Source organism: Tunturibacter psychrotolerans (assembly GCF_040359615.1).
GTDB classification, from domain to species: Bacteria; Acidobacteriota; Terriglobia; order Terriglobales; family Acidobacteriaceae; genus Edaphobacter; species Edaphobacter psychrotolerans.
This window is the reverse complement of the sequence record NZ_CP132942.1, coordinates 310,718-326,845: the sequence shown is the minus strand read 5'-3', so window position 1 is coordinate 326,845 and position 16,128 is coordinate 310,718. Positions and strand designations below refer to the sequence as shown.

At 58.8% G+C, this 16,128-nt stretch carries 13 protein-coding genes; 10 read left to right on the top strand and 3 right to left on the bottom strand.

Annotated features, from left to right (window positions below; translation table 11 throughout):
* Positions 1–33: 33 nt before the first annotated feature.
* The 4 genes from RBB77_RS01235 to RBB77_RS01220 all read left to right on the top strand — a co-directional run bounded on the left by RBB77_RS01235 (position 34) and on the right by RBB77_RS01220 (position 3,118).
* Positions 34–1,227: a pyridoxal phosphate-dependent aminotransferase gene (locus RBB77_RS01235; protein WP_353064367.1), complete on the top strand. Its 1,194-nt coding sequence runs from the start codon at positions 34–36 to the stop codon at positions 1,225–1,227.
* A gap of 11 nt (positions 1,228–1,238) precedes the next feature.
* A complete protein-coding gene (locus RBB77_RS01230; protein ID WP_353064366.1) occupies positions 1,239–1,508 on the top strand; it encodes a hypothetical protein in 270 nt (89 codons plus the stop codon).
* Positions 1,509–1,641: 133 nt separating this feature from the next.
* A complete protein-coding gene (gene frr / locus RBB77_RS01225) occupies positions 1,642–2,226 on the top strand; it encodes a ribosome recycling factor (protein WP_353064365.1) in 585 nt (194 codons plus the stop codon).
* 505 nt (positions 2,227–2,731) lie between these two features.
* Positions 2,732–3,118, top strand: a complete 387-nt coding sequence (locus RBB77_RS01220) for a PilZ domain-containing protein (protein WP_353064364.1) — start codon at positions 2,732–2,734, stop codon at positions 3,116–3,118.
* On the opposite strand, the gene RBB77_RS01215 is transcribed toward RBB77_RS01220, so the two are convergent.
* Entirely contained in the window at positions 3,115–3,588 is a 474-nt protein-coding gene (locus RBB77_RS01215) for a YybH family protein (protein ID WP_353064363.1), read from the bottom strand. The two genes, RBB77_RS01220 and RBB77_RS01215, sit on opposite strands and share 4 nt — an antisense overlap.
* 217 nt (positions 3,589–3,805) lie before the next feature.
* On the opposite strand from RBB77_RS01215, the gene RBB77_RS01210 reads away from it, so the two are divergent.
* On the top strand, positions 3,806–4,990 hold the full coding sequence (locus tag RBB77_RS01210) for an acyltransferase family protein (protein ID WP_353064362.1): 1,185 nt from the start codon (positions 3,806–3,808) through the stop codon (positions 4,988–4,990).
* 5 nt (positions 4,991–4,995) lie between these two features.
* Here RBB77_RS01210 and RBB77_RS01205 read toward each other — a convergent pair whose 3' ends face one another.
* Positions 4,996–5,604 (bottom strand): TMEM175 family protein, encoded by a 609-nt coding sequence (locus RBB77_RS01205; protein ID WP_353064361.1) that lies wholly within the window; start codon positions 5,602–5,604, stop codon positions 4,996–4,998.
* A gap of 161 nt (positions 5,605–5,765) precedes the next feature.
* On the opposite strand from RBB77_RS01205, the gene RBB77_RS01200 reads away from it, so the two are divergent.
* From RBB77_RS01200 to bamA, 5 genes are all read left to right on the top strand, one after another.
* Positions 5,766–7,982, top strand: a complete 2,217-nt coding sequence (locus RBB77_RS01200; RefSeq protein ID WP_353064360.1) for a molybdopterin-containing oxidoreductase family protein — start codon at positions 5,766–5,768, stop codon at positions 7,980–7,982.
* Positions 7,969–8,970, top strand: a complete 1,002-nt coding sequence (locus RBB77_RS01195) for a threonine dehydratase (protein WP_353064359.1) — start codon at positions 7,969–7,971, stop codon at positions 8,968–8,970. Before RBB77_RS01200 ends, RBB77_RS01195 begins: the two co-directional genes overlap by 14 nt.
* Before the next feature lie 83 nt (positions 8,971–9,053).
* Positions 9,054–11,003, top strand: coding sequence for a S9 family peptidase (locus RBB77_RS01190; RefSeq protein ID WP_353064358.1), 1,950 nt, complete (start codon positions 9,054–9,056; stop codon positions 11,001–11,003).
* Positions 11,000–11,197, top strand: coding sequence for a CPXCG motif-containing cysteine-rich protein (locus RBB77_RS01185; RefSeq protein WP_434557092.1), 198 nt, complete (start codon positions 11,000–11,002; stop codon positions 11,195–11,197). Before RBB77_RS01190 ends, RBB77_RS01185 begins: the two co-directional genes overlap by 4 nt.
* Before the next feature lie 220 nt (positions 11,198–11,417).
* The gene (bamA, locus tag RBB77_RS01180; protein ID WP_353064357.1) at positions 11,418–14,384 is read left to right on the top strand and encodes an outer membrane protein assembly factor BamA; all 2,967 of its coding nucleotides are present in this window, start codon (positions 11,418–11,420) and stop codon (positions 14,382–14,384) included.
* A gap of 227 nt (positions 14,385–14,611) precedes the next feature.
* On the opposite strand, the gene RBB77_RS01175 is transcribed toward bamA, so the two are convergent.
* Positions 14,612–16,021: an RDD family protein gene (locus RBB77_RS01175; RefSeq protein ID WP_353064356.1), complete on the bottom strand. Its 1,410-nt coding sequence runs from the start codon at positions 16,019–16,021 to the stop codon at positions 14,612–14,614.
* Positions 16,022–16,128: the final 107 nt, after the last annotated feature.

The window sequence follows — 16,128 nt, the reverse complement described above, 5'->3', positions numbered from 1 at the left end:
CTGGGCTGGGTTTGGTTCAAGGGGGATCGTGTTATGGGACAGGTTGAGGTTTCATCGAGATTGGCACTGAGTGAGTTGGCGCCGCGGTTGGTGCAGTCGGAGATCCGCGCGATGAGCGTGGCGTGCGATGCGATGGGTGGAGTAAACCTGGCACAAGGCGTTTGCGATACGGAGGTGCCGGAAGTCGTGTCCGAAGGGGCGATTCGGGCGATTCGAGATGGGTTCAATATCTATACGCGCCTGGATGGGATTCCGCGGCTGAGAAAGGCGATTGCGGGAAAGGTGGAGCGAACGCTGGGGATTGTGGTCGATCCGGAACGCGAGGTGCTGGTGACCAGCGGAGTGACGGGCGCGTTTCAGGCCGCGGCGATGGCCCTCCTGAATCCGGGCGATGAGGTGCTGGTGTTCGAGCCGTTCTACGGGTATCACGTGAATACGCTGAGCTCGTTGCGGGTGGCGGCGGTCGCGGTGCCATTGGCCGCACCAGACTGGGGGCTCGATCTGAAGGCGGTGCGGGCTGCGATTACACCCAGGACGCGGGGGATGGTGATCAATACGCCTTCAAATCCCTCGGGGAAAGTGTTTACGCGGGTGGAACTCGAGGGTTTGGCGAAGATTGCGGAGGAGTTCGATCTGTTCTTGTTTACCGATGAGATCTATGAGCACTTCGTTTATGGAGGAGCAACACATCTGAGCCCGGCGTCGATTCCGGGGATGCGGGAGCGGACGATCTTGATGTCGGGTTTTTCAAAGACGTTTTCGGTGACAGGATGGAGAGTGGGATACCTAATTGCAGATGCGCGATGGCTGGGGTCGATTGGGTACTTTCATGACCTGACGTACGTGTGCGCACCTGCGCCAATGCAGCACGGCGTGGCGGATGGGGTGGAGCAACTTGGAGACGATTTTTATACCGGGCTGGCGTTGGAGCACGAGGTGAAGCGCACCATGATCGTGGACGCGCTGCGGGAAGCGGGAATGAGGCCGCATGTGCCAGATGGCGCTTACTATGTGCTGGCTTCTGCGGCAGGCCTGCCGGGCGCGACGGCGGCTGACAAAGCGAGGGCGCTTTTGGCGAAGACCGGAGTAGCTGCGGTGGCGGGGTCGGCTTTTTTCAGGCCGGGCAAGGGGGAGGATCTGCTGCGGTTTTGTTTCGCGAAGAAAGATAAGGATCTGGCGGAGGCTTGCCGGCGGCTGCGGACCATGGGGTCGCCTGCAGATCTATAAGATAAAGAGGTATGCCGTCTTTCTCTGAAGTGACGCGGATTGAAGCCGCGATCAAGAATAAGAACTCGAAGGAACTGGAGTGGTCGCTCTGGTACTGCCGGATGCGGCAGGCCGTACCCAGTGCGTTGCCCGGGGATGTGAAGTACTGGCGGGGGATCGAGGTGCTCGTGAAGGATGCGCTGGCCCCTCCCGCGGCCGCGAAGGTTTATCCGGCGAAGAAGAAGAAACCGAATCGCGGGCTAGGGTTAGGGCCTGTCGAGACTGGTGAAAAAGAGAGTTAGATATCTACGCTTGTGGCGTCGGAATCGTGATTATGGAAATCCCGGATATCGAGCCGCGCGGCAGTTTTTGTTGGCCCGCCTCGCACGGTTGGTTACGTCTCTGTAAAATATCGAGTGCAGCAGAGGAGAACGTATGGCATCAGCAATGGCAGGGATTGAGGCGTTGAAGGGAACCCATCAGCAGTTGAAGTCGCGGATGGAGAGTTCCGTAGAGGATTTTCGCGGGCATCTGCTGTCGGCGCGGACCGGGCGGGCGAACGTGCATATGCTCGACCAGATCAAGGTGGACTACTACGGCACGGATACACCTGTGGCCCAGATGGGCCAGGTGTCGACGCCCGAGCCTACGCTGATCCTGGTGCAGCCCTACGATGCGGGGATGGTGTCGGCGATCGAGAAGGCGATTCGTACGTCGGGGACGGGACTGAATCCGATGACGGATGGGAAGGTGATTCGCGTGCCTGTGCCGCCGATGACCGAGGAGCGGCGCAAGGATGTGGTGAAGCAGTTGAATAAGACGCTCGAGGATCATAAGACGGCGATCCGCAATATCCGCCGCGATGGCAATGATCAGATCAAGAAGGCGGCGAAGGACAAGCTGATCTCGGCCGACGATGAGAAGCGGGCGAACGAAGAGGTTCAGCAGTTGACCGACGTGGAGATCAAGCGGATTGAGGAGCTTTTCAAGGCGAAGGAAAAAGAGATCATGACGGTCTGAAGATTTTCAGACCCGCAGAAATCCGGGAACCGGTTTACAAGACGGACGGCCTTCACTGTACATGGTGAAGGCCGTCTTTTCGTGAGGATGGGTTGGTGGTAAACATTTCGTTGCCCGTCGTGCGAACTTGTTCGCCTCGCGCCTTGAGAAGGATACGGCTCTTGCATTCAAAACAGATCCAGGGGAAGTAGCCGAAGAAGGGGAAGAGTTTGTTCTCGAAGAAACCCCCACGCCTGGTTCTTGTGAGTTTGCCGTGGTGGCATTTTGTGCATTGCATCGGTTGCCTCCGTTGTTGCTCTTGGTCCACAGCCAACAAGCTGATTAGAGTTACGGTGGAGAGCGTGGGGTTGGATTGCTGGATGGGATTGACTTGTAAAAAATTAGGGTGTCTAGCGAAACGCCGGGTTTGGCGTTGGTCTGAAAGTTGTGATGCTTTCGGGACTTGTGCCGATGACTGGATCAGTCGTCCTCACCGTGCGGGAGGGGCGAGATCTGGGAGGCGGGCGTGGACGAGTTCGAGGGCCGGGAGTCGGAGGGGCAGGAGGAGCGGCGAGGCGTGGCGGTCGAGGGGATCGTCGATAGGCGAGAGCATACGCGCTATGCCGTGGATGCCTGGGCCGAGGTGATGGTGAAGGATGGAACGATGCTGTTTCGCGGGCGGGTGCTGGATGTGAGCGCGGGTGGATGCTACATCGAGACAGAAGCTCGGCTGCGACTGGCTCCCGGAACACCAGTGGAGATTGTATTTCGGGCGCACGACCGTGTGCTGAAATGTGATGGAACCAGCAGGATGGTGAGGACGCGAGGAGCTGGATTTTTGTTTGAGGCGATGACGCCTAAGGTGCGGGCGGGGCTTGAGGGACTGATTGCAGAGTTGAGTCGGGATCCTTAGCTGGTGGTGTGGTCGACGATGATCTTCCAGCCGTCGGTGGTCTTTTCTAGAACCAGGGAGAAGATGCCTCCAGCGTTCCCACCATCTTTTTTGCCCCGGTCGAGGTGGTATTTGCCGATGCAGACGGCAAAGTTTTCATCGAGAGGGTGGACTTCGAGATCGGTGAAGGAGAGGGTTCCCATGGCGGCGCGTGTCGGGTAGTCGCGCTTGTACTGGTCAACCATGCCGGCGTAGCCGCGGGAGACCTGGTGACCAATGAAGAGAGTGTCGGGGGAGTCTTTGTAACCACTCGCGAAGGCGGTGAGGTCGCCTTTGTTCCATGCAGCCTCCTGGGCGAGGAGGACTTTGATGACGTCGAGCTCCTGGCGCGTGGCGGTGTGGAGAGGGTCTGGCGTTTGCGCGGGAAGGGTGACCGGCGCAAGGAGGACGAGCAAGACGGCAGCAAGGCGAAGAGAGGAACGCAGTGGCATAGAAAACCTCGAAGAGGAAGCTGTCTGGTTGGGCGCTGCTTCGTATGTTTGCTTAACAGGACGCCTTGTCAGGTTGGATTGATAGTAGACCATGTCAGTGAAAGATTCGGCTTCACAAGCCTCATTACGGTAACTGTTCGAGCACTCTTCCGGTGAGTCGTCGATCTGTATCGGGACCGAACGAGGATTGCCGGTTATTGTTTTGACAAGGGTGTTGATGACACGATCGAACTCAGCGCGATTGCCTGGTCTGGACACGTTGCGAGCAATCGCGATTGTGGCTGTGATGCTGTATCACTTGGAATCGTTTCTTCCTGAGAAGATGACCGCTGCCGCTCAGTTTGGCTGGATTGGGGTCGACCTGTTCTTTGTGCTGAGCGGATATCTAATCGGGACGCAGTTGTTGAGGCCGTACGCCCACGGAGAGAGACCTTCGGTGCGGCAGTTCTACCGGCGGAGAGCGTACCGGATTCTGCCGGCGTATCTCGTTGTCTTGTGGTTTTACCTTGTATTCCCCACATGGCGGGAGTCTCCGGTGCTGCCGCCGTTGTGGCAGTTTTTGACGTTTACAGTCAATCTGTTCTTCGTCGACTTTAGCCATCATGCTTTTTCGCATGTCTGGTCGCTGTGCGTGGAAGAGCACTTTTATCTGGTTCTCCCGCTGTTGGTGATCTTGTTGATGCGAAGACCATCGCTGCGGAAGACGGTGCTTGTGATCGGAGCTGTTGTTCTATTCGGGATCTGCTTTCGCGGCTACGAATTGTTTTCGTTGATTGCGCCGTCGGGATGGAGCGGCCGCGGAGTGTCCGACGACTTCGGCACGTTTTACTACAAATATCTCTACTATCCGACTTACTCACGACTTGACGGCCTGGTTGTGGGCGTGACGCTGGCGTTGGTGCGGCTGTTCAGGCCAGGTTGGTGGGGCTGGATGACCCGTAGAGGACATGCGGCTCTTATCCTGGGGTTGGCGCTGACTGGGTTCGTCTGCTGGATGTTTCGAGATCATGGAATGGCAGATGCTACGAAGGTTGCGGCTTGGGGTACGGTGGTTGGCTATCCGCTGCTGGCGGCCGGGTTGGGTTTGCTTGTGGTTTCAAGCGTGAGCAGCGATGGGTGGCTGAGCAGGTTTCGCTTGCCCGGAGCGGAGCTGCTGGCTACGCTCGCATTCAGCCTTTATCTGACGCATAAAGAGGTTGCGCATCTGGATCGGAAGTATCTTCCGTCGCTTGCCGGTGCGCGGGATGCGAAGACAGTCGTGATTTATGCGGTGACCTGTTTGCTGGCTGCAGGGGCGTTGTATGGGCTGGTGGAGCGCCCGTTTATGGTTCTGCGGGATCGCTCCGAACGGCGAAGGACCGAGGGCGTCGATGCAGACATGCTTCGTGAGCCAGCTTTGTAGCAAAACTAGGGGCGGGGAGAGAAAGTTTCTTCGTGGGGTTTGACGGCGGCGGTGGGGTAGATCCAGACGATCGTCACCATGGCGACGACTCCCAGGGCGACGTAGGAGTGGTAGAACGCCAGCGGGATTGCGACGAGGTAGAGCGCGAGGGAGAGGTAGTGTTTGCGTTGGGCGGCGATGTCCTCTTGCTCGATGGCGCCTGATTTTTTGAGGCGGCTGCCGATGGCGATGCGCAGGAGAAGAAAGCTGAAACCGGTGATCACCATAGAAGCGGCATAGATGGCGACCGAAAACGAGTCAATCTCTTTTTCTAAGAGATAGGAGGTGAAGAAGGGGAGCAGAGAGAGGAAAAAAAGAAAGACGAGGTTGGCGTAAAGGATATTAGTGTCGGCCTCCTCGGTGCGGTGGACGAGGTGGTGATGATTGATCCAGTAGATTCCCGTAAAAGCAAAAGAGAGGGCGTAGACGCCGAGTGTGGGAAGGATGGCGTGAAGGCCGGCTAAGCCGTTCTCATGTGGGACCTTTATCTCGAGCACCATGATGGTAATGATGACGGCGATGACTCCATCGGAGAAGGCTTCGAGGCGGGCTGGTGAGCTTACGTGGTGGGGCATAGTTTTCTCTTATAGAAAGACTTAGTCCTTCCGGTCGGTCGGCCCGAGCAGCGCGAGGACCTGTGCAGACTATCTTGCCACGACAAGGTATACGCGCCACGAAGTGGCCGCTCTCCGCGCAGGAGGCCCGTCCGGCAGGACAGAAAGGCTAAAATTACGGCATGACCACAGTTTCCGCCAGTCCGGGCGCAGGTTTGAGCGCGATGAAGGTGGTGCACGCAGTCTGTTCGCATGACTGCCCGGACTCGTGCGGCGTGCTGGTGACGGTCGATGAGCTGACCGGGCGAGCGGTGAAGGTTCAGGGCGATCCATCGCACCCGGTAACGCGGGGATTTTTGTGCGGCAAAGTAGCAAAGTATCTGGACCGCGTCTATTCGCCGGATCGGCTGCTGCATCCGATGCGTCGCAGGAAAGGTGTGGCCAAAGGTCCCCTGCCGCAGGGGCGCGAGGCGGACGCGTTTGAGCAGATCTCATGGGACCAGGCGTTGGACGAAGTTGCGGAGCGGTTGAAGAAGATCACGGCGGAGTTTGGGCCTGAGAGCGTGCTGCCCTACAGCTATGCCGGGACGATCGGACAACTGGGATATGGGTCGATGGACCGAAGGTTCTTTCATCGGCTCGGGGCCTCGCAGCTGGCACGAACGATCTGCGCCGAAGCTGGCGGAACTGCACTGAAGCGTGTCTACGGAGTGAAGCTGGGGACAGTACCGCAGGACTTTGTGCATGCCGGCTTGGTGATCGCCTGGGGCGCGAACATTCATGGGAATAACGTGCACCTCTGGCCGTTTATTGAAGAGGCGAGAAGAAAGGGTGCGCGGCTGGTAGTCATCGATCCGTATAGAACACGGACAGCGGCGCTCGCGGATGAGCATCTCGCCATCAATCCTGGCACCGATGCGGCGCTGGCGCTGGGGCTGATGCATGTGATCCTCAGCATGGGTCTGGAGGATCGCGAGTATGTGGATGCGTGCACAATGGGATTTGAGGAGCTACGGGCACATGCGCTGCGGCCCGAATATTCCCCCGAGAATGTGGCCACGGCGACGGGGATAGATGCTGGAACAATTGTGCGGTTGGCCCGGGCCTACGCCGCAGCGGGGCGAAGCGCGACCCAAAACACTGGCCACGGTTCGAACGTCGGCGGCCCAGCGGCCATTCGGTTGAACTATGGAATTCAGAGAAGTGAGAACGGAGGCACGGCAGCGCGAGCGGTATGCATGCTGCCGCTGCTGACGGGCGCTTGGAAGTACAAGGGCGGCGGGCTGCTGCTCTCTACCTCAGGTTCGTTTCCGTTCAACGAGAAAGCGCTCCAGATGCCGGAGTTGATGATGGCCAGTCCTCTGGGCAGAGCGGCGCGCGTAGTGAATATGAGTCAGTTGGGGCAGGCTCTGACGACCCTCGGGGACCATGAGAGCGATGGGCCGCGTGTGAAGGCGCTGTTCGTCTACAACTCGAATCCGGGGGCGGTGGCTCCAAATCAGAATGCGGTCTTGAACGGGTTACGGCGGGAGGACTTGTTCACCGTCGTGCATGAGCAGTTCTTTACCGACACAACCGACTATGCGGATATCTTGCTGCCGGCGCCAACGTTTCTTGAGGTCAAGGATGTGCAGGGTGCGTATGGACATCTCTTCGCACAGGTGAACAACCGGGCGATTGCGCCGCTCGGCGAGGCGCGCAGCAACGTCGCCATGTTTGGCGAGCTGGGGCGACGGGTGGGATTTGAAGAGGCCTGCTTTGACGATCGCGAGGACGAGATGATCGATCAGGCGCTTGAGACCGAGCATCCATGGCTTACGGGGATCACGCGGGAGCGGCTGGAGCGGGAGGGGCATATTCCACTGCAGATGCCGGTGGATGCGAAGGGCGAGGTGTTGCCTTTCAGCACGGCAGAGTGGTTTCGCACGCCGAGTGGGCGCGGACAACTGGTGCCAGTACCGGTGTTTGCTGCACCGACTGAATCTCGTGCGCACGCGTCAAAAGGGGCCTATCCGCTGGAGTTTCTGCCGAGGAAGGCGGACAACTACATGAACTCGACCTTTGCAAACATTCCTCTGCATCAGCGCATGGAGGCGCGAACCGCTGGTGTCTTGGAGATGCATGCGACCGATGCAGCCGCGCGGAAGATTGTTACGGGCGATGAGGTGGAGGTATTCAACGGGCGCGGAAGCATTACGCTGCGGGCTCTGGTGAACGCACAGGTGTCTGCAGGTGTGGTGGCAGCGCGACTGGATTGGAATAAGCTGGGTTCGGATCTCTCGGGGAACGGCGCAAATGTGAATGCGTTGACTTCGGAGACGCTGACCGATATTGGCGGTGGGGCTACGTTTTATTCGACGCTGGTGGAGGTCCGAAAGGGGCACGATGGTATCCGATGAGGCGGTGTTGTCTGGGCTCGAAGAGATCGAGGTTGCGGCGGAATTGATCTACCAGTCGATGCCGGCTACGCCGCAGTACAGCTGGCCGTTGTTGAATGAGCGGGCCTCGAAGATCGCAGGAGCAGTTGAGGTTTGGGTGAAGCACGAAAACCACACGCCGGTGGGCGCGTTCAAAGTACGCGGTGGGCTGGTCTACATGGACTGGCTGCGGCGCGAACGGCCTGAGGTGAAGACAGTAGTATCCGCGACGCGCGGAAACCACGGTCAGTCGATGGCGTTCGCAGGCAGGCAGCTCGGACTTCGCGTGGTGATCGTGGTGCCGTTAGGAAATAGTCCGGAGAAGAATCGGGCGATGCGGTGCCTCGGTGCGGAGCTGGTAGAGTTCGGACACGACTTTCAGGAGGCGAGCGAGCACGCGGCTTCCCTCAAGGAGAAGTTTGGATGGCATCGTGTGCCGAGCTTCGATCTGTTGCTGGTCAAGGGTGTATCGACCTACGCGTGGGAGATGTTTACGGCTTGTCCAGAACTGGATACGTTTTACGTACCTATCGGGATGGGATCGGGCTCATGCGGCGCGATTGCAGCGCGAAATGCGCTAGGGCTGAAGACGAAAGTCATCGGGGTGGTGTCGAGCCACGCGCCCGCTTATGCGCTCTCGTTTGCTGCGGGCCATGTGCGGGAGCACGAGTCGGCGACAAGGATTGCCGACGGCGTTGCGTGCCGGCAGCCTGATCCGACGGCGTTGGAGATATTGAAGGCTGGGCTGGATCGCATTGTGATGGTCGACGACGAGGCCGTGAAGGAAGCGATGCGGGCCTACTTCGTCGATACACATAATGTAGCGGAGGGAGCTGGCGCAGTTGGCCTGGCCGCTCTGTTACAGGATCGGCCCAGCGGCGGAGCGCGTGTGGGAACGGTGCTGTGCGGTGGGAATGTGGACAGCGACGTGTTTGCGCGCGTGTTGGGCGATCAATGTCTTCCTAAGTAGTTCGCCGACGGACAGAAATCTGGGTCATGCTAGTCTGGCGCGGTCGGTTTCTGGAGTTCACTTCCGCTTATATGGAGTTTGCGATGACACGTCTCTGCCTCTTGCCCGGATTGCTGTTGCTGATTTCGCTCAACGGATTTGCTTCGGGACCGGGCGACCGGGTGGCGACGGATCCCAGGAGCGTTATCTCAGCAGAGAATGCGGCCACGTCGGCTCCGATGCCGGTGGCGGAATTACTGCAGACGGTGCGGATTGGGGGCGCGACGTGGTCGCCCGATGGAAAGCAGATTGGGTACATCAGCAACTCTTCGGGTCGGCTGAATCTTTGGGTGATGCAGGCAGATGGGACCGGTGCGCGGCAGCTGCTGAAATCGAACGACCGGCAGGCGAGCCCGGCGTTTACCCAGGATGGCAAAGAGATCGTGTACGAGCAGGACAAGGGCGGCGATGAGTTGTATGACCTCTATGCGGTCTCAGTTGAGGGCGGCGAGCCGAGAAATCTGACCAACACCGATAAGACAAGCGAGAGTAGGCCGCTGTTCTCGAAAGATGGAAAATGGCTGACGTTTGGAAGCAAAGAGAAGGTGGAGTCTTCGACCAACATCGCAATTATGGAATGGCCGGCAGGCACGGCACGGCTGTTGACGCACGAGAAAGATCCAAAGGCCTCGTGGGATGCAGTGGATTGGAGTTCGGACGGACGGTATTTGTATGCGGTACGGGAGGTGGGGACCGACGACGCGGATGTCTACCGCGTGGACGTGAAGAGTGGGACGGCGGAGAACCTGACGGCACACACGGGGAAAGTACGGATGCTTGCATCAGAGGTATCGCCGGATGGGAAGACGCTGCTGATGACTTCGAATGAGAAGGGCGGTTATGAGAATGTTGTGCTGCTCGATGTTGCGTCGAAGAAGAAGCGTTGGGTGACCGATACGCAGTGGGAGGCGCAGGCGGGCGGATTTTCCCCGAAGGGCGACACTTTTACCTACATCTTAAATGCGGACGGAAGGGCGACGATCAATTTTGTGGATGTGAAGACGCTCAAGGCGAGTGACCGCGGCATACCGGCCGGGTTGAATATTCCCGGTGCCGACCCGAGTGCGTTTCGTGAGGACGGAAGTTATTTGTTTTCGCATCAGGACTCGACGCATGCGCCGAATCTCTATCTGTTGAGCGCAGGCGGCGCCGTGACGCTGGTGACGCATAACGAGAGCCAGGTGCTGGCCTCAGCTGCGCTGCCTTCCTCGCAGTTGGTGACCTACAAGAGCTTCGATGGGAAGTTGATCTCGGCGTTCGTGTGGGTGCCGTTCAATGTGAAACGAGACGGAACGGCGCCCGTGGTGGTGATGCCGCATGGAGGCCCGACCGGGCAGACGCTGGACAGCTTCAGTCCGCGTGCGATTCTGCTGGTATCACGTGGGTTTGTGGTGATTGCGCCGAATGTGCGCGGTTCAACGGGTTATGGGATGGAGTTCGAAAAGGCGAATTACAAGGACCTGGGCGGAGCCGATTTGAAAGATGAGATTGCCGGCGTCGACTTTTTGAAGACCACAGGATTCATAGACGTGAAGAAGGTAGGCATCTGGGGCGGATCGTATGGCGGGTTCATGACGCTGATGGCGATCGGTAAGAATCCCGATCTGTGGGCAGCGGCGGTGGATGAGTTTGGGATTCTGAACTGGTACACGATGCTGGCCCACTCGGACGCACGTCTGCAGGAGTATGAGAAGACGCTGCTGGGCGATCCGGTGAAGGATAAGTCTGTATATGAGGCTAGCTCGCCGTTGAAGTACATTCGGGATGAGAAGGCTCCGCTGTTGGTCCTACAGGGCGAGCGGGATATTCGCGTGCCGAAGGAAGAGGCCGAGCAGGTAGTGGAGATCCTGAAGACCGAGGGACGGACGGTGGACGCGGTGTACTACCCTGAAGAGGGACACGGGTTCATCAAGCGGGAGCATCAGGTCGATGAGTTGACGCGGTCGGTGGACTGGTTCGAGAAGTATCTCAAGGGAGTGACGAAGACCCAGTGAGGTTGGCGATGCAGGCAGCGGGGTTTCAGTGCGCAGGTTGCGGGGAGTGGGTGGAGACCACTGTCGATGAATCGGCCGGTTCGAAGCAGCAATACGACGAGGATTGCCAGGTTTGCTGCCAGCCGAACGTCCTGACAGTGCGCTGGGATGGGTCGGCACAGGAGTTTACGATCACGGCGGAGCTGGAAAGCTGATGCGGTGACGCTTACGCCAGGCGGTGACACAGCCTCCATCAATAAAGAGCGAAGATGCCTTTGGATCCGCACTTCGTCAAACGAGCACAGCATAATTCGTTGGTTGGATTGAGTTTGTCCGACCTGAACCGGGGCGCGAACTCGCTAACCGCTGGCCGCTCCCATATAATCAGAACTTCGCTGACTGTGCTGGCGAGCGTCATTTTAGAGCAGTGAGGGTGTGCGTATCTTTACCGTGAATCGAGAGAGCGGAAGCTCCCTGAATAGTAAGACCAAGACTGTGTGCACGCGCTCCAGACGCTCCCGCATCGCTTATGCCGCGTACTTGATTGCGTTTACGGCGATGGCCGCTTCGTCGCTCTCGGCCCCGTCGCTCTCCGCTCAGACCGGATCGCCGTCGGGCAACGTGGAGACACTATGCCAGCCTCAGGTGATCGGTAATCGACGCATCCCGAAGGAGTCCGTGCTGGCCAGGCTCTACAGCCGGCAGAACGACCTGTACGACCCGCTGGTGGTGGAGCGGGACTTCAACTCGCTCTGGAATACGGGCTACTTCGATGACGTGCGGATTGAACGGGTCGATACCCCTAAGTGCGTGCAGCTGGTGATCTACGTTAAAGAGAAGCCGACGATTCGCGAGATCAACTACAAGGGTCTCGGCGCGGTCACGCAGTCTGACATTCTGGACCGGTTCAAGAAGGCCAAGGTGCCGCTGTCGGTCGAAAGCCAGTACGACCCCACCAAGATCAAGCGCGCCGAGGTGGTGCTCAGGGACCTATTGGCGGAGCATGGACACCAGTTCGCTACGATCAGGACCGAAGTGAAGACAATTCCGCCGGCAGCTGTGGCGATTACCTTCAATATTAAAGAAGGGCCTACCGTGAAGGTGGGCAAGATCGCGTTTCAGGGGAACAATAGCCTGAGCGATCGCACGCTGCGCGGGGCCATGAAGAACCTGCGTCCCATCGGGATTCCGCACTCGATCATTCTGGAGAATCTGTTTGCGCGGACCTTCGACGCAAGCAAGCTGGACGAAGACACCGAGCGCGTACGCCAGGCCTACCGGGACCGCGGCTACTTCAAGGCTCTGACCAGCGATCCGACGACCCACATCCGGGACGCGGGCGGGATCAATCCCTTTACGCTGCATCCGTCCAAAGGAAAGCGAATCGATATTCTGATGCCGGTGGAGGAGGGCGCGCGCTATAAGCTCGGCGGAATTACCTTCACCGGGAACACGCATGTGCCGAACACGAAGGCGTTGCGGTCCCAGTTTGTGCAGAAGGACGGCGAATACTTCAACGCGACCCAGTTCGGCAAGGGGCTGGATCAGTTACGCAAAGCCTATGGCGAGCTCGGATATATCAACTTCGTCGGAACACCGGTGCCCCAGATCGATGAGGCGAAGAAGACGATTACGCTGAACATCGATATCGATGAGGGCAAGCCGTTCTATGTGTCGCGGATCGAGTTTACCGGCAACACCATTACGCGCGACAAGGTAATTCGCCGCGAGCTGCTGCTCGAAGAGGGACAGGTCTATAACAGCAGGCTCTGGGACCTTTCGATCCTGCGCTTGAATCAGTTGAACTACTTCGAAGCGTTGAAAGCGGAGCAGGATTCGGAAAGCCGCCAGAATACCGATGACGGAACAGTCGATCTGCTGCTGAAGCTGAAGGAAAAAGGTAAGAACTCGATCGGCTTGAACGGCGGTATCAGCGGATTGTCAGGAACCTTTGTTGGTTTGAACTATGAGACCAATAACTTCCTTGGTTTGGGCGAAACGCTCTCCGTGCAGGCAAATATCGGCGACTTGTCGCGCAATCTGAGCCTGGGATTCACTGAGCCGTATCTACGGGATAAGCCGATTTCGATAGGCGCACAGGTGTTCGCCAGCAAGTATGACTTCAATCCGTCGAAGAGCCAGTCCGCGACCGGCCAGGCGGCGGGAAATCTGACGACGGCGCAACAGTCGCTGCTGACCAACTATAACCAGTCGACGACGGGTTTGACGGTCTCGTCGAGTGAGCCGCTCCGGCATCTGTTTTCACGGACCGGTGTGACCCGTGTCGGTATTTCGTACTCGCTGTCGCGGTCTTCGGTGACGACGTTCAACCAGAATACGACCAACGTGTTTCAGTCGCTGGCCTTCCGGTCGGGCGTAGCGGGGCAGAATCAGCTGACGGGCATCATTACTTCGGTGGTGACACCGAGCTTTACGTTCTCGAGCCTCGATCGTGCGGTTGGACCGCATCACGGCAAGGACTTCAACGTGTCCGTGCAGTTGGCAGGCGTAGGCGGAAACGTCAAATACTACTCGCCAATCGCCAGCTACCGCCAGTTCTTCCCGATGAAGGGGCTGAGGGTCAGCAGTGATGGCCACAATGTGCTGGGATATCGTATCCAGCTGGCTCATACGTCGGGCTTTGGGGGCGAGGTTGCTCCGCCGACGCATCGTCTCTACAGCGGCGGCGAGTCGGATCTTCGCGGGTTCGATATCCGGTCAGTCGGTCCTTACACCTTCATTCCGAATAAAGTTCAGTTCATTCTGACCAATCCGGATGGAACTTCGGTTCCGCGCGATCCGACGAACCCGGCCCTTGGTCCCGTACAGATTCCGTTGCCGATCTACCGCATGGTGTCCATCGGTGGAGATACGCAGCTGGTAGCGAACCTGGAATACCGGATTCCGATCGTCAACCAGGTGACGTTTGCTTTCTTCAACGACTTCGGTATGACCTTCGACGCGCAGCACGGCCAGTTGCGCCAGAGCACGGCGGGTCAGTCGCTGATCAATGGCGCTCAGTATGGATGCCCGACGATTATCAACGGCGCCTGCTTTGGTGGCCAGTCGGTGAAGTTCCCGGACCTGCTGACGATTGTGCCAGGGACAAACTACGTTCCGCGCGACTCCCTCGGCGCCGAACTGCAGGTGATTCTGCCGGTGGTCAACGCGCCGTTCCGCATCTTCTACGCCTACAACCCGCTGCGTCTTTACAAGACCGTTCCGCAGCAGCTTGCCGTGCCGAACTCTGGTCCGGACAACGTGAATACCTTCAAGAGCTACTTCCCGAGCGATGGATCAGGCCAGTTCAGCTATCAGCAGGCGCTGCAGTTCTATGGGGCGGATTACATCCTGCGCGAGCCGAGGAAGACGTTTCGTCTGACGGTGAGCACGACCTTCTAGTCCGGTCTGTTTATGAGCCCGCCTTCGGAGCTATCTGTCCGAGGGCGGGCTTTTTCTCGTTAGGTTCGTATTGACGCTCTGTTGGGGCGTTTGTCCTGCCGGACGAGCCTCCTCCGCTGAGGGCGGCCACTTCGTGGCATGTATACCCTTGTGTCGCTGCCGTCCTCCCGTTGGTCGGGATAGACGATGAGGCATAGATCATGGCCTCGGCAAGGAGGCTCGAATCCCTAGTAGCTGCGTTGGTACATGCGAGAGATGCGGTCGTGCCAGCCGAGGCCGTCTTCGTCCATCCATGCCCAGAGAAAGCCAATGCCCAGCGGGCAGGCGGCGAGCACCGTGGCGAAGATGCGGCGGCGCATGGCCGACCGCGTAGGGTTGTCGTCCGACAGCGTGCAGAGGCCAATGCGGGCGTAGCGCATACCCGGGGTGGTCTCGCTGAAGGTGAAGAAGAGCAGTTGATAGAGCAGCGTAAGGACAGCCAGAGTGCCGGCCGTGCCGATAGCTGCAGTCTGCAGGCTCATGGGAACGATGCTGACGGCGAGGCTTGCGGGATTGCCTGAGAGCTTACCCACTGTGAACGCGACGGCCGCGACGAAGACGAAGAAGGAGGCTGTGATGATGCAGCCGTCGACGACGGAGGCCATCAGGCGCAGGTTGAGTGGAGCGGCTTCGGGCCTGTGCTCAGGCTGGAAGGGGGCTTCGCGGGTTTCGACCGGAGCCGATACCGGATGGGCCGCAAGCAAAATGGAGGACCATTCGGGCGTGACAGATTCCACAACCGGGGAGGTGGAGATCTGCGCAGCTTCAACCTCGAAGATGCGAAGCTGTGCCGCAGGGACGTTGTGAGGAGCCTGGTCGGCGTCTTCGCGGAGGGGGCCCTCGGCGAGACGTGGACGGGCTTTGCGCGCAGCTACAAGCTGGCGAGGAAACTCGATCAGATTCGCAGGAATCTCGATCGGTGGACCGGACTCTTCAAACACGGGGGCTTGGCGGAACGCAATCTCTTCGTCGAGGGCGAGCGTTTCCTCTTCGTTGGCAGCTGCGTAGGCTCCACGAGTTTCGTAGATCAACGGACGGCTCGGGGAAGAGACTGCTTCCTGAAAGGGGGCGCGGCTTACGTCTTCGTAGAGCTTCACGGTGAGGCCCGGAGACGACGATGGAGCGTCCGCCAAACGACCGAGCGCCAGATCTTCGACGATCAGGGTTTCTGCAGTGCTGAGTTTAGGTGCTGGCGATGGCGGGACCGGGGCGGGCGTAGGCGGCGTGAGCGTCCACTGATCGAGTTCGGCAAGGAGCTGATACTGCGCGTCGGCAATGGCCTGCGCACTGAGCGCTGCAACCTCGGCCGCGGCTTTGGCTTCGCGAATGGCGGCTTCAGCCTGCTCGGCGAGGAAGGTGCGGTAACTGGGGGAGTTGGCATAGCGTTCAGCGACGGTTTCGGCGATGCGGGACGAGCGTGACTTCCCTGTGTTTGGATGCGCGATGGGAGTGACGGAGGAATTTGATTGCTGAGTACGCCGGGCGCGGTGCGCGGCAAGGCGCTGCGCTACCTGTTCCCTCAGTGCAAAGGGTGCGGCCGCTTCCGTTTCGGCCGGGGCTTCGTCAAGTGGTAACAGGTCACGCTGTGCAGAGTTCATTGTGCTCAAATCCAAACTCGGTTCCGTAAAATCGTTTAGCCTCAAAGGGTGGCACGTCTGACAAGTCTCAAGCCGAACGAACCGGGGATAAAGACCCATTGGCAGCC